This window comes from Paenibacillus sp. An7, assembly GCF_009870785.1.
In the GTDB taxonomy this organism is placed as follows: Bacteria; Bacillota; Bacilli; order Paenibacillales; family Paenibacillaceae; genus Paenibacillus.
The window spans coordinates 1-13,794 of record NZ_WTWX01000016.1 but is presented as its reverse complement, the minus strand read 5'-3'; the positions used below and the strand labels follow the sequence as shown (position 1 = coordinate 13,794).

Annotated in this window: 15 protein-coding genes; 2 read left to right on the top strand and 13 right to left on the bottom strand. The window is 41.0% G+C overall.

Going from position 1 to position 13,794, the window contains the following annotated elements; translation table 11 throughout:
- Positions 1–70 precede the first annotated feature (70 nt).
- Entirely contained in the window at positions 71–745 is a 675-nt protein-coding gene (locus tag GQY27_RS15990; RefSeq protein WP_160036214.1) for an SOS response-associated peptidase, read from the bottom strand.
- Positions 746–981: 236 nt separating this feature from the next.
- Here GQY27_RS15990 and GQY27_RS15985 point away from each other — a divergent pair, with 236 nt between their 5' ends.
- Complete coding sequence (locus GQY27_RS15985; RefSeq protein ID WP_160036212.1) at positions 982–1,665, top strand: hypothetical protein; 684 nt, start codon at positions 982–984, stop codon at positions 1,663–1,665.
- A 103-nt stretch (positions 1,666–1,768) separates the two neighbouring features.
- Here the strand turns inward: GQY27_RS15985 and GQY27_RS15980 are convergent, their stop codons facing one another.
- From GQY27_RS15980 to GQY27_RS15960, 5 genes are all read right to left on the bottom strand, one after another.
- Entirely contained in the window at positions 1,769–2,227 is a 459-nt protein-coding gene (locus GQY27_RS15980; RefSeq protein ID WP_160036210.1) for a hypothetical protein, read from the bottom strand.
- 23 nt (positions 2,228–2,250) lie between these two features.
- The gene (locus tag GQY27_RS15975) at positions 2,251–2,730 is read right to left on the bottom strand and encodes a hypothetical protein (RefSeq protein WP_160036208.1); all 480 of its coding nucleotides are present in this window, start codon (positions 2,728–2,730) and stop codon (positions 2,251–2,253) included.
- Between the two features lie 25 nt (positions 2,731–2,755).
- Positions 2,756–3,241, bottom strand: coding sequence for a hypothetical protein (locus tag GQY27_RS15970; protein WP_160036206.1), 486 nt, complete (start codon positions 3,239–3,241; stop codon positions 2,756–2,758).
- Positions 3,242–3,350: 109 nt separating this feature from the next.
- Complete coding sequence (locus GQY27_RS15965; protein ID WP_236570629.1) at positions 3,351–3,797, bottom strand: GNAT family N-acetyltransferase; 447 nt, start codon at positions 3,795–3,797, stop codon at positions 3,351–3,353.
- Positions 3,798–4,174: 377 nt separating this feature from the next.
- Positions 4,175–5,152 carry a GNAT family N-acetyltransferase gene (locus GQY27_RS15960; protein ID WP_160036204.1) on the bottom strand — a complete coding sequence of 326 codons (978 nt, stop codon included), beginning with the start codon at positions 5,150–5,152 and terminating at the stop codon, positions 4,175–4,177.
- Between the two features lie 126 nt (positions 5,153–5,278).
- Here GQY27_RS15960 and GQY27_RS15955 point away from each other — a divergent pair, with 126 nt between their 5' ends.
- Positions 5,279–6,007: an MOSC domain-containing protein gene (locus tag GQY27_RS15955; RefSeq protein WP_160036202.1), complete on the top strand. Its 729-nt coding sequence runs from the start codon at positions 5,279–5,281 to the stop codon at positions 6,005–6,007.
- Positions 6,008–6,064: 57 nt separating this feature from the next.
- On the opposite strand, the gene GQY27_RS15950 is transcribed toward GQY27_RS15955, so the two are convergent.
- The 7 genes from GQY27_RS15950 to GQY27_RS15920 form a co-directional block, all read right to left on the bottom strand.
- A complete protein-coding gene (locus GQY27_RS15950; protein ID WP_160036200.1) occupies positions 6,065–8,032 on the bottom strand; it encodes a PTS fructose transporter subunit IIABC in 1,968 nt (655 codons plus the stop codon).
- A 61-nt stretch (positions 8,033–8,093) separates the two neighbouring features.
- A complete protein-coding gene (pfkB, locus tag GQY27_RS15945) occupies positions 8,094–9,008 on the bottom strand; it encodes a 1-phosphofructokinase (RefSeq protein ID WP_160036198.1) in 915 nt (304 codons plus the stop codon).
- A gap of 3 nt (positions 9,009–9,011) precedes the next feature.
- Complete coding sequence (locus GQY27_RS15940; protein ID WP_160036196.1) at positions 9,012–9,758, bottom strand: DeoR/GlpR family DNA-binding transcription regulator; 747 nt, start codon at positions 9,756–9,758, stop codon at positions 9,012–9,014.
- Between the two features lie 555 nt (positions 9,759–10,313).
- Positions 10,314–10,676, bottom strand: coding sequence for an MmcQ/YjbR family DNA-binding protein (locus tag GQY27_RS15935; RefSeq protein ID WP_160036194.1), 363 nt, complete (start codon positions 10,674–10,676; stop codon positions 10,314–10,316).
- Entirely contained in the window at positions 10,673–11,287 is a 615-nt protein-coding gene (locus tag GQY27_RS15930) for a histidine phosphatase family protein (RefSeq protein ID WP_236570628.1), read from the bottom strand. The genes GQY27_RS15935 and GQY27_RS15930 overlap by 4 nt, the downstream gene beginning before the upstream one ends.
- A gap of 190 nt (positions 11,288–11,477) precedes the next feature.
- A complete protein-coding gene (locus GQY27_RS15925) occupies positions 11,478–12,494 on the bottom strand; it encodes a zinc-binding alcohol dehydrogenase family protein (RefSeq protein ID WP_160036192.1) in 1,017 nt (338 codons plus the stop codon).
- 15 nt (positions 12,495–12,509) lie between these two features.
- Positions 12,510–13,454 (bottom strand): aldo/keto reductase, encoded by a 945-nt coding sequence (locus GQY27_RS15920; RefSeq protein ID WP_160036190.1) that lies wholly within the window; start codon positions 13,452–13,454, stop codon positions 12,510–12,512.
- Positions 13,455–13,794 lie beyond the last annotated feature (340 nt).

The following is a 13,794-nucleotide window of genomic DNA, read 5'->3' as shown; positions in this document are numbered from 1 at the left end:
CACATGACCATACCAAAAACGGCGTAGCAGCCGTCCTGGTATGGTCATGTGTAGTAACGATATAACCGTGTTATGGTTTGATCATAGCCATTCGCATATCTACTTCTTTTACACAATCCAGTGAATCATGGTTGTCATTGCCCACTAGCGATGATACAGGATAGACTTCCATCGGCGTATCCCGATAAGATGTAAGATAAGGGAGTAATTGATGTACTTCCGTAATTCCTGGATCAAGCCAGGCATCCAACGCTTCTTTGGTTAAAATCGCCGGCATTCGGGTATCAAATTCTCGAATTGTTAGATTAGCACTCGACATCAGCATGGTGCAGGTTCGAAGTGGAACCTTATTGGTATCTTTCCAGATCTCATAGAGACCCGCAACTCCAAACATAGACCGATCCGGCATAACTACGCGAACGGCGTATTTTCGTTTGCCATCCTGACGCCAGTAAAAGAAACCATTACAAGGAATAATACACCGTTTCGTTTCCACCATTCTCCGATAAGTCACATTATTATGAACAGACATCAAGTCTGCGTTAACAGCATCCTTGCCCCAAAAAGGAATAAATCCCCAACGATATTCGTCCATGATACGTTCCCCATCTTCATAAAGTATGAGCGGAGCATGTTGTGTCGGGCTAATATTGTAACGATTCTTGTAGTAATACATAACCCGCTGCACACCAAAATGATCACGAACTTCATCCAAATCTGCTGCAAGCGAATAACGTCTACACATCCTTTGTAACCCCCCTGAATTTTCCTTTACTATTTGCAGCAGGAGGTAAAATTATGCATAAATATTTGGTTAAAGATTTATTGGATTATGTATACTACTCTGTGCTATATTCAGCATGATCTTATATGTTTTATTTTGACCGATTCAGAAGTTACACTCGTTTCATTATTATACATATTGGTGAATAGGCTTATGGTAAAAAGAAGATTAAAAACTCGAATAGAAGGTGGGATTGCATGGATTTCTGGATTTACTCAATCATTACAATTGCTTACATCATCTTGTTATTTTTCATGTTCACCCATTTGTCACAGACAAGGCAGTGGTTTCATTACCCTATTTTACTCGTGATCTTGGCACTCGGCCTTGCTTACGATAACGGAATCATTGCAGCTGGCAATGCCATTGGCGAAGGTAAGACTCTTATGGTATTAAGCAGTCTTCGTTTTTGGATTCATGCTTTTGTCACACCAGGTCTTGTCCTTGTAGGTTATTACATACTTCAAAGATCAGGAGCAGCTATTGCTTCAAAAACATACATACGGATCTCCGCCTGGATTTTAACATTAGCATTGATACTGTATCAGACCTTTGCACAGACCTTACATGAAGTAAAAAATCTGCAACTCGCTAAGGAATACGGTGTTCTACGCTACGCTGCAGAAGGCACCTCTGGACCACCTATCATGGTTATTGTGGTGGGTATAATACTGCTGATCATCGGCATCATCTTAATCTTCCGGCAAAAATGGATTTGGATGTTTGTGGGGACTGCGTTACTTTTTATAGGACAACTGATTCCCCTTCCTTTCGAAAGTTCTGCAGCCACCAATATTTTTGAGCTCCTATTGATCATCTCTTTATGGATAACGATTTGGTTCCAAGATCAGAAGAGTGATGCTCGCCAATTTAAAAGGTGAATTTAATCCTGTTTATATTTCATGTTGTTAACTATTAATCCCATCAAAAAAACCTCCTAAAGTTGCTATGAAAGCAGGTTCGGGAGGTTTTTATCGAATCTAATTATAGTGTCCACATTCGCTGGGTGAGTACGGGAACTTCGTTTCGCTCTCCCCATTCATGTATTTCATCGAAGGCATGATCTGCTTTTTGCTTATCCAGCACCCGAAATGCAAGCCATAAGGGTACGAGTCTTTTATTTTTAGGTTTGATTCCAATATGCGGCCCATAATATTCTTCTATAATAATGGACTTCAGCTCATCAGTATGAAATATACGGTTACCTACGATAAGACGTCCTTCATGAAGTTGGATGGTTTTAGGTTTGACAGACCATTGATATAGCAGCAGTCCTAGTTCAAAAAGAAATAGTACAGTGGTCATAACTATGAAAACGTTTATGTAATCTCGATCCATATGAGCAATGGCTTTGTATCCCCCCATTAATAAGGGGTACATCCCCATGGCGAACAGATTCCTGTATCTTCTCCTCGAAATCACTTCAATCTGAGGCTCATTCATAAATCATCCCACTTTCTTTTATGCTATATTATCGATCTGATCTTTCCCTCCCGGATTTTAATCTGATATGTATCTGCCCATTCCTGCAACTGATCAAACGCTTCTTGTTCCTTATTAGGATCTGCAAAGATAAATTGTAGACGCTGAGGAATCCATTTGCGCTTCTTTAGTTTAATTTCTATCGATGAATTGATATATCCTTCTGAGACAATCAGATCGATCTGAGGAGGGAATACCACCACTTCTTGCAATATAAGCCGATCTTCCTTGATGATCAGTAACTGTTCTCTTCGAGTACGAGTATAGGTAAAGTAATAATAAAGCTCATACCCTATAAGCACGATATATACCATAATCAATGCGAATAAAAGAACGTGCAGCAACACATGATCACTCTTCCACTGAAGAACGCTAATACTTAACAGCATTAAAAATAATAATATCGTAGCTGCCAGCTGTGATTTGCGATCTTTTTTCGTAATTACATATTGCTTCTGCTCCATTTTTGTATCCTTCCTCTCTGCAAACTTAGTAAAATATGCGTTTGTACTGGATAGGAATCTGGTGGATTTCGGACCAGGTTCGCAGCTCCTTCATAATTTCATCTTCCTGCAACGTATTCTGATATTTCATCCTTAAATGAAGAGGAATTTGTTTTCTCCCCTTCAGCTTAACCCCTATAGTGGAATTCCAGTACCCATCGATCCGAATGGCTTCAATCTCCGAAGTCTTCACACTGCAAGAGCCTAGACGAAATGACCCGGGTAATAATTCAAGTTCAACGAAGCGAAGTGGATAGTATCTAAAGCTATACTTTAGGATTAGAAATAGTTTATATGAGAAAAATCCGATAACATACATATAACAACATACGGATAGGACATAAAGAAATAGCGGAATCTCAAGCGTACTATTTCTGACCAGAAAATAAATATAAGAGGAAAGTAACGGGATCGTAAATATGATTACTGCTATATCTCTTTTTCTTCTTACCACATGTATTTGTTCACTCACTCGGTTTCCCCTTCCTAATCACCCGCCTAATTCCGGTTCGAAACATCATATAGACGAAGAGCATCAATAAAGCCAAACCGAACATCAGTAGAGGAGATCTACATATTCATTACAGCCTTTTTTTCAAAAAATACTGTTTGATCCCCTCTGGGTATTCATCATTTACGCCGTAGATTTCATATCCATTCTTCTCATAAAAGGAGGGAGCTTGATAAGAAAACGTAGAAGTATGTGCGAATAAGCAGCCCATCTCCTTCCCTCTTCGCTCTGCCTCAAGCAGCATCTCCCTGCCGTACCCCGTTCTTCGGTAATCTTCTGATATCCACAGCACATCAATGTACAGCCCGTATAACCATGACTCACAAAAAATACCTCCCACGACTTCTGAACTGGCATTTTTCAAATACAAGTGGATGTTTTGCCCTGGCTTCTGCAGAAGCCCCTTACTCGCTCTTACATTATCCCCGTACAGTTTACGGCAAATATTTTGGTAATCTTCAGGATGTTCTCGAAGCTCTGATAATCGTAGATCACCAATCTCGATGTCCCTCATCATGTACTTACCCTCCCGATCTCTTGCTAGTAACCCCTGTTATTTCTCGGGTAATCGCAGGATATTATTTTCTTTGACAAAGTTTATGTTTTCTTGTCAGGAACCTTGGGAAACTCCTGATGAAAAGAGTAAAAACTCGCACTCATTTATCGATTTATAAGAACCAGACACTCATGTTTGAGGATAGAAAACAGGAAATAACTATGATATTTCCCCCCTCAGGATAATACATGCTAGGCGTTTTGTTTACATGCTTGTATACATCATACATGCTTCCTCCTCCATAAAATAAAGAAGCCCGTTTTTTCCTAGGAGGGAAATTCGGGTTCTTCCAGTTTTTACTATTATATAATTTGATAGTTATGAACGAAAGAATTTTCTTATCCGCGTGAGAGGGATTCGGCCTTGATCAGCTCTTTTCCATAACGATGCTCTTCACCTGAAATCATAAATCCGAGAGATTGGTAAAGCTCCAATGCTTTTTCGTTCTTTGTCAGTACACTTAGTCTTGCTGCAGCATACCCTTTTTTCTGTAAGTATTGCAATCCATAGCGGATAAGATGTGTTGCAATTCCTTTTTTTCGCCAAGCCGGTACGACAAAGACTTCTTCAATGGAACCTGTCTTTTCATCTTCTTGACACACCATTACGCTCGCTACGAGCTGGCTATCCAGATCTATTGCAGCAAAGCTAGTGAAATCAGTGCTTCCTTTTAACCGGCGCAGACGATGTAGCCCAATTGGATTTTCCGGCCATATCGTACTTTCTGTACGCAGATAACGTTGTTCTTCATCAGAAGATTCAAGTGCAGTTTGGATAAACCGAAGTTCAGGGATGTGTAAATTGGGAGCTTCCTGTACACTATTCAGCTCTTTTTCCATTTCATACTGTCGATACATCGGCGTAAATTCACGTTTCTCAAAAAACGCTGAATTTTCTTGTTCTTCCTGGTGATTTCCTACACACATCTGTACAGAATGCGTCTTAGGAAGATCTTGAGCGAGGACAAGCGCACGTTCATATAATGCACCGTAAAGTAAATGAAACACTTCCTCCTGATTAGATACCTCAGGCCTGACCTTTATATTCATATAGATTTGGTGGTAGTTCGCCACTATACCGTCTTTCGTTCCTTCGTATTCACCGGCCCCATCCTGAGATTGAATGGTTATAATTTCTACTTGTCCTTTGCCAACAAGAATCTCTCCGTGAAAGGCCAAATACACGTTATTGTGATTCTCTTCCGGACCTGGCCACCAAAAAATGGCATGTTTAAACTTTGCTGTTACCGCTAGATACAACTGTACAACTTGTTCATGACATGAATCATTATATGGTTTTAAGACAATTTGTCCCATTCGCATCCTCTTTCCCTGTTTTTTCTAATGTTACCCCAAAAAGTGCCATTATCAAGTTATTATATATCTATAAGTGTTATCTACCACCTGCTCTACCTTTTCATGAAATCGAAGGAGTGAAGCGCTATGTATGTCGGCCGGATCAAAGAAATTGTACGTCATCCTATAAAATCGTTCCAAGGAGAACGGGTACCCCGTACTCAAGTGATGGAATATGGACTCTATGGGGATCGCAGTCATGCTTTTGTACACAAATCAAATCAAAATCAATATGTAACGATTACTCAGTTGCCGCAAATGGCTAGTTTTCAGGCACATTTTACTGATCAAGAAGATCAAGAACATTTCCCTCGTGTAGAAGTCATTACCCCTCAGGGACAGAAATATTATTTTGGTGATGAGGAACTGAATCGAACATTAGAAGAACTGTATAAAAAAGAAATCGTGCCAATCCAGTTCGAGCCTGCTCATGTGCCCTTAGGAGCGATCGAAGAAGAACCGATTCAACTTGTCACAGATGCTTCCATTTCAGAACTTGAGAAACTATGGGCAAATAATGAAGTGGATTCACGTAGATTTCGGCCCAACTTCGTATTGTCGCTTGCCCATCAGGTTCCTTTTATTGAGGATGAATGGTTTGGCAAAAGGATGCAGATTGGAGAGAGCGTTATCTTACTTATTAAACGTCCTTGTAAGCGTTGCTCCATTATTAATGTTGATCCAGAAAGTTCCGAGCGTGACCCCTCTCTGCTGAAGAAGGTAGTTACAGAGCGGAATAACCAGTTTGGTATTTATGCTTCTGTACTGCAGACGGGTATTGTTACCGAAGGGGATGAAGTCGTACTTTTGGATTAGCCTTATAAATAATAAAACCCGGAAGGTTATTCCCTTCCAGGTTTCATCATTCATATCTTATGCTTTTACTTCAATTGGCTTTTTCCAAAGTCCAAGAATCAAACCAGACACAACGGCACCAATCGCTACAGCAAGTAAGAACAGCAGTGCATGGTTAGCAAGTGCAGCTACAAAAATACCGCCATGCGGTGCGGGAAGGTTAATTCCCCACAATTGTGTTAGTCCGCCTGCAATACCGGAACCAATAATACAGGAAGTCAGAACACGAAGCGGATCAGCTGCTGCAAATGGAATCGCACCTTCGGTAATGAAGGAAAGTCCCAGCACGTAGTTGGTTACCCCTGATTTACGTTCTTGTTCCGTAAACTTGTTCTTGAAGAACGTTGTAGCTAGGGCAATTGCAAGCGGCGGAACCATACCGCCAGCCATTACTGCTGCCATCATCAGCCCATTCTCGTTCCCGCTGGAAGTAAAGACACCAATGGAGAATGTATATGCTGCTTTATTAAACGGACCACCCATATCAACGGACATCATTCCTCCAAGAATGACACCAAGAAGCACCATGTTCCCTGTACCGAGGTTATTCAGTATGTCTACCAAACCTACGTTAATCCAACTGAAAATCGGTGAAAGAATGTAGTACATTAATGCACCGGTAATCAGAAGACCAAAAACAGGATATAGCATAATGGATTTCAGTCCATCAATTGCTGATGGTAAATATTTAAACACTCTACGCAGACCAAGAATTACATAACCCGCTAGAAAACCGGCTGCAAGACCGCCAAGGAACCCAGCGTTTGCATTTACTGCCATTAAACCGCCGACCATACCAGGCATAAGAGCTGAACGATCTCCAATACTCATCGCAATAAAACCAGCAAGGACCGGAATCAGGAAGTGGAATGCTCCATCTCCGCCTCCAATGGTCTGTAGTAACTGGAAGAGCGGACTTTCCGAACCAGCTGCTTGTTCAATGAGGAATGAGATAGCAAGCAGGATACCTCCACCTACCACGAATGGAAGCATATGCGAAATCCCGTTCATGAGGTTTTTATAGAGCGTACTTCCTATGCTTGTCTTTTCTTCGTCCGCAGAGGAAGTGGATGACCCTGCATCCGCCTGAAGTATAGGTGCATCACCTTTTAAAGCCTTAGTAATTAGTTCCTCTGGCTTGCGAATTCCGTCCGCTACAGGGCGCTGAAGTACAGGTTTTCCATGGAAACGGTCCAGATCCACCTTTTTACCAGCTGCAATAATGACTCCTTTTGCCCGGCGAATTTCATCTTCAGTCAGAACGTTCTTTGCACCTTCTGCTCCGTTTGTCTCTACCCGGATACTTACTCCCATCTCTTTTGCTTTTTTAAGCAATGCATCCTCTGCCATAAAAGTATGAGCAATACCCGTCGGGCAAGCCGTAACGGCTACAACAAAATCTTCGGAAGAATCTGCTTTGGTTTCTGCTTCTGTTTTTGATTTTGTATCTGCTTTTTCTTTTGTTTCTGCAGGAGCTGCTTCAGATGCAGCTTTCTTTTCTGCTTCTTTTTTCGCTTGCTCTTCTTCTTCACTTTGTTGTTTATCATCGAATAACGCAGTTACTTCATCTGGTGTTTTCGTATTCATCAATTGCTCAATGAAGTCAGCGTCAATTAACAGCTTAGACAAAGCAGCAAGCGTACGAAGATGCGTATTCCCTGCTCCTTCCGGGGCAGCAATCATAAAGAATACATGAGCTGGTGCTCCGTCTAAAGAATCATAGTCAATCCCTGCTTTGCTTTTTGCAAAAACAACCGTTGGTTCATTTACGGCTTTCGTTTTGGCATGCGGCATCGCAATACCTCCACCAATCCCCGTACTTGATTGCTCTTCTCTCTTATAGATCGCTTCCTTGAACAAGTCCGGGTCGTTAATTCTTCCGCTTTTGTTAAGGCTCGCAATCAGTTCATCAATGGCTTCGGCCTTTGTTGTTGCCTTTAAATCCATTATCATTACGTCTTTGATCATTAGATCTGTAATTCTCACAGTATGCACTCCTTTACTTAGACAAGTATGAAAAATCGAATTTCCTTACCCATGTTGTATGTTATTTCCACTCATTAATTTGGACCTCAGGGATCAGTGCTTCAATCTGTTCTTTCACTGCAAGATCGTCGGAGAACGCAGTCGCACTACCTGAAGCAACACCCGTACGGAACGCTTTCAGTACATCGCCTGTCAGAGCAAACGTTCCAATAAAGCCAGCAATCATGGAATCTCCAGCACCTACTGAATTTTTCACTTTACCAGCAGGAACATTAGCGTGATACACCTCATTATCCGTAATTAACAATGCACCTTCACCCGCCATAGAGATCAGCACATGCTTAGCACCATTTTCCAGTAGTTTCCGGCCATATTTCACCAAATCCTCTTTCGTATCAATGGTAACGCCGAATAGTTCTGCCAGTTCATGATGATTCGGCTTTACAAGCAGAGGTTTATCTTTCAGTGCTTGTAACAAGGCTTCTCCCGTTGTATCGATAACAAAGTCAGCCCCTGCTTCTTTACAAACCTGAATTAATCGATCATAAAAGTCACTGCCAAGTGAAGGAGGTACACTGCCCGAAAGAACGAGAATATCGCCTTTTCTCAAATGAGAGAGCTTTGCTACAAGAGCTTGCGCTTCTTCATTCGTAATTGCAGGTCCTAGTCCATTAATTTCCGTTTCATCGCCATGCTTCAGCTTCACATTAATTCTTGTATCATCAGAAATCGATACAAAGTCGGAAGCAACCGTGCTCTTAGATAAGAAATCACGAATGAATTCACCTGTGAAACCGCCAAGGAATCCCATCGCTGTATTTTCCGCACCAAGCTGGGTAAGAACTCTAGAAACGTTAATCCCTTTTCCTCCAGGTAACTTCAAATCCCGTTTCATTCGGTTTAAATGACCGAGCTGTAATTGTTCAACTTCCACGATATAATCAATGGAAGGATTCAGTGTCACTGTGTAGATCATTGTTCATCCCTCGATTACTTTATATTTCTGACTAATGGGAACTTTATATGGTTCAGGCACCATATCGGTAATTAGCGTTGCTTCATTCAAGTCAAACAACTTAGCAAACGCAATTTCACCAAATTTACTGGAATCAGCTAGCACAAAAGTTTCACCAGACAACAAATGCGCATTCCGTTTTATTAAGGCTTCCTCCGGGTCAGGAGTAGTATACCCCATCTTTACATCAATTCCATTCGTACCAATAAACGATTTATCAAAACGGAATTGATTCATATTTTGAAGTGCGATACTCCCTATGACTGCTTTCGTATGCGTTTTCATCAAGCCGCCAAGCAAGTAACTGCGGATATTTTTGGAGACTAACGCATCCACATGAGACAATCCATTCGTTACTACTGTAATATTCTGTGCTTCTATATAAGGAATCATGGAAAGTGTAGTTGTACCTGCATCTAGATAGATACAATCGCCATTTTGCAATTGCATTGCTGCGAGCCTGGCAATTTTATTTTTTTCACGAATGTTTTTGAATGTTTTTTCATCCATACCTGGTTCGGTACTTTTTTGTGTAATTAGTGAAGCACCACCATGGACTCGCTTAAGCAGACGATTTGCCTCCAGATCAATAAGATCTCTTCTAACTGTTGATTCAGAAGCACCTAGCAACTCTACAAGCTCTTGCAGTTTGACAACGCCGCGTGATTGTAAGCGTTCTAAAATCAAACGGTATCGTTCTTCAGTAAGCATTCCCATTCCTCCTGACAGTTCTTATAGTATCATAAAATCATCAAAAAACAATCACTTTCTATCAAAAAAAATCAAAATCTATCATAGCTCATTTATTCTGTCACAATTATTTAAAAAATAAGGATATCAACCAAAAATATCAATCGAACATGAGATCTACCTCACGGCTCTCTTCCACTATTTACTTTTATAATCATTACCCTTTTTCTAGTCGATCTGTTCTTTATCTTCCATAGGATTGCATTTTATTATTTGCCTATTCTTTTCACTGACTCTGTTCCTAATATTTGACGTCTTAAGGATTACCACCAGTGCTCAGAGCATTATCTAGTTCAGTACATAAAAATTTTATTACATTAATATTTCCTCTTGATTTCTGGCTGAAAAAGCAAAAAAAAGGCTTACCCCTTGGTTTTGGAGCAAGCCTTCTTGAATTAGGTCTACATGAATGATCTATGCGAATTAGGTGTCTACGTGAAACTGATGTACGTGAAAGATTTAAGCGAATCAGGAGGATATCCTTTTCTCCAAAGTTTCTGCAAAAAGAATTACCATTTACAAAGTAAGGATTAGCTCTTGTTGTTTTTTCGTCAGGCTGTTCAGTACCAGCTCATAGGAATGATCAATCATTGATGTTACATCTTCAAGCGATAAACTTCCTTGAAGAGATATTGAATTCCAGTGCTTCTTGTTGAGATGATAGCCGGGAACTACTTCTTCGTGTTGTTCTCGTAAATTTTCAGCAATCACGGGATTACATTTGAGAGAAATATCAGTAGCTTCCTGTTTCTCGTTGAACGTTATTAAGGCAAACATCTTGCCTCCGATTTTGACAACAAGGGGCGCAGGACCAAAAGGGTAATCTTCTTTTGCCCCCTTTTTAGAAAGACAATATGCTTTAATGGTATCGTTCTTCATAAAATCGTTCTCCTTGATTCTTGTTGTATAGGGGTATTCCATATGCGCTCTACTTTGGTCAGCTTCATATCACGAAAAATTAAATGGTAGATATCCGGCATCGTGGTTTGTTTCCAAAAAGAAAACCCATAATTTGAATCATAATAGTTCATTATTATGGTCATAATATTCCCGTGCGTGCCAATGACAACTTGCTTTCCCGCATATTGTTCCAGCAGAAGTTCAAGAACAGGAATAGACCGCTCTTGCGCCTGCTTTGTCGACTCTCCTCCGTGCAGCGAGTAATCCTTGTCCTCAAATGACTTTTTGATGGCCTGGAGAACAACTTCCCATTCTTCCTCATAAAGGGGTCCTGTTATCAAACGTTCACGCAAATTTTCGTATTCTACGATCGGAAGCCTTTTTTGCTCTGCTACATATTGAACCGTCTGAATGGCTCTTCTATAAGGACTTGAGACCACAGCATCTACCTTAATATCGGCGAACACATTTGCAACACACTTCGCGTACTCTAAACCTTGCTCCGTAAGGCCTCGTGAACGTTCCTCTCCATGAATATACATAGATTCTGCATGTCTAACCATATAAATATGCCTTTCGGTAGATGTCATGTCAGGTGCCCTCCTTTGATGTAATCCAAGATCGTCTTAACGACTTCTTCTCGTTTCATCGGGTCTGTATCAAGTATTTAACCGCGCAAGGGGTTGAAGTTCAGATGGGACTGCCTTCTGCTTTTGCCTATACCATTACTTACAAGATCGTCCACAAAACTCAATCTTGTAAGAACAACTTCCCCGTTGCTTATAACTCAACCACTGCCTTAATGACGCCCGATGCAGGTTTAAGCCAACTATTAAATTCTCCAATCATATTCTCGAAGCTGGAGCGATGTGTCAGATAACCGCCGGGATTAATATATCCGGTTGATACCGCCTGAATTACAAGATCGAAATCCTCCATGGTAGCATTTCTACTTCCCATCAAAGTAATTTCACGACTGTGAAAGTCCGGATCATGAAAGGAAATGTTACCATTCACCAAACCCACATAGGTTATTGATCCGCCATGCGATACCATCTCAAATGTATTCATCATAGATTTTGCATTGCCCGTAGCATCGATTATGACAGGAGCAAGATCACCATTTGTCATTTCAGCAAGTTTCTCCTTAGGATTCTGCATAGCATTCAGCGTATCTTCAACCTTAACCCAGGACTTGCAAAAAGCCAGACGCTCTTCATTCACATCCATTGCAAATACACGGGCACCCGCGAATTTTGCCATGGCCATGACCCCAAGACCTATTGGACCTGCACCAATGACCAGCACTGTACTGCCCGCAGTCGCCCCGCATCTTCGTACCGCATGAGCTCCAATGGCCAAAGGTTCGAGGATAACGGACTGATCCAAGGTCATACTGTTTGTATTGATTAAATGTTCGACCGGAATGCAGATCCGCTCTCTCATTCCCCCGTCAATATGAACACCAAGTACTCTCATGTTCTGGCAGCAATTGGTTTTGCCGTTTCGACAAGCAATACAGCAGCCACAGTGCATATAGGGCACAATACTTACCTGGTCGCCGGGCCGAAGCCCAAAATCATTATCTCCAATCTCTTCAATTACTCCAGCTAGTTCATGACCAAGTATCCTCGGATAATGAAAGAAAGGCTGGTTACCTAAATATGCATGATAATCGGTACCGCAGATACCAATTCGCCGAACATGTACAATTGCATGTCCTGGTTTCAATACAGGTTCTTCTAGATCATCCCTGAATGTTAATGTTCCGATCTCTTCACATACAATCCCCTTCATTACACGGTTCCTCCTTTAATCTAGAGCTGTTTCATTGTATTCGTCTAGTCCACTCTTCCAAGATAGATTGTGAACCGGTTTCAGTATCTCAAGAACTTCCTTTAAGAGGGACCGGTCGAGGGGCTCCTCAGTCCATACTGCATTTCTCACAATATTATCTGGATTCGCAGTACTTACGAGCGTTGTAGGAATGTCTTCATTTTCTGTTGAGAACTGTATGGCCAATTTGGCGATATCAACGCCGTGAGATGCACAGTATTCTGCCGCTTTACAACATGTTGCTTTAAGTTCCTTGCTGGCCGGATGCCAATCCGGAGTCTCGCGGTTGCTTAGCAAACCCATGGATAACGGGGAGGCATTGACAAGTCCTATATTTCTGTGAGTTAAGAGGGGGAGTAAATCCAACAATGAGGTGTCATTTAATGAATAATGACAATATGACAGGATTGTATCAACTTCAATTTGCGGAAGAATTGTGTTAAAGAGCTTCAACGGCAACCCACTGATCCCGCAGTAACGGATTTTCCCTTGATTCTTTAACTTATAAAGAGCAGGAACCGCCTCTTCGAGAATGATTTGAGCAGGAACAAACTCAATATCATGCAAGAAAAGTATATCTAAATAATCGGTATGTAGACGCGCCAGACTTTCCTCTACGCTTCTTAGGATCCTCGCTGATGTAAAATCAAAACTGTTCTCACCGTAACGTCCGGCCTTAGAGGAGAGCAAAAATGTATCCCGAGGAATTTGCTGCAATGCCTTGCCGAGCACACTTTCTGCTTTGGTATGTCCGTAATAGGGGGATACATCAATATAATTAATACCCGCATCAATAGCTGCATGAACAGTGTGCATACTCTCATTGTCATCTGTCTGACGGAAAATAGAGCCAAGCGAAGAAGCACCGAAACTAAGTACGGATACATCAAGTCCCGTTCTTCCTAATTTCCGGTATTTCATGATAATACCAACTCCATTCCCTAATGATATTTATGTATCTTATCTGCTCTTTACATTGTTCAGAAAATTTTCGGGCTGAACATAGGTTCACTTTCTAGCGCACTCTCTTTTTCAGGAAAAGTATAAACAGTCATCACAATTACTGACCCTAATCAGCTAATAAGAAGCATAGACTATACCAATATCTTCTATAAGTTTAGGATATTTTCCTTTACACAAAATATATTTTTTCCTGATAAGAAGCAATACATTTGAAGGTTACTTTTCATCTCAGACTGTAGAAACGAGAGCGTAAAATATTTTGTGTAAATAGATAAATAGCAAAAAGGAAGACCTTTTC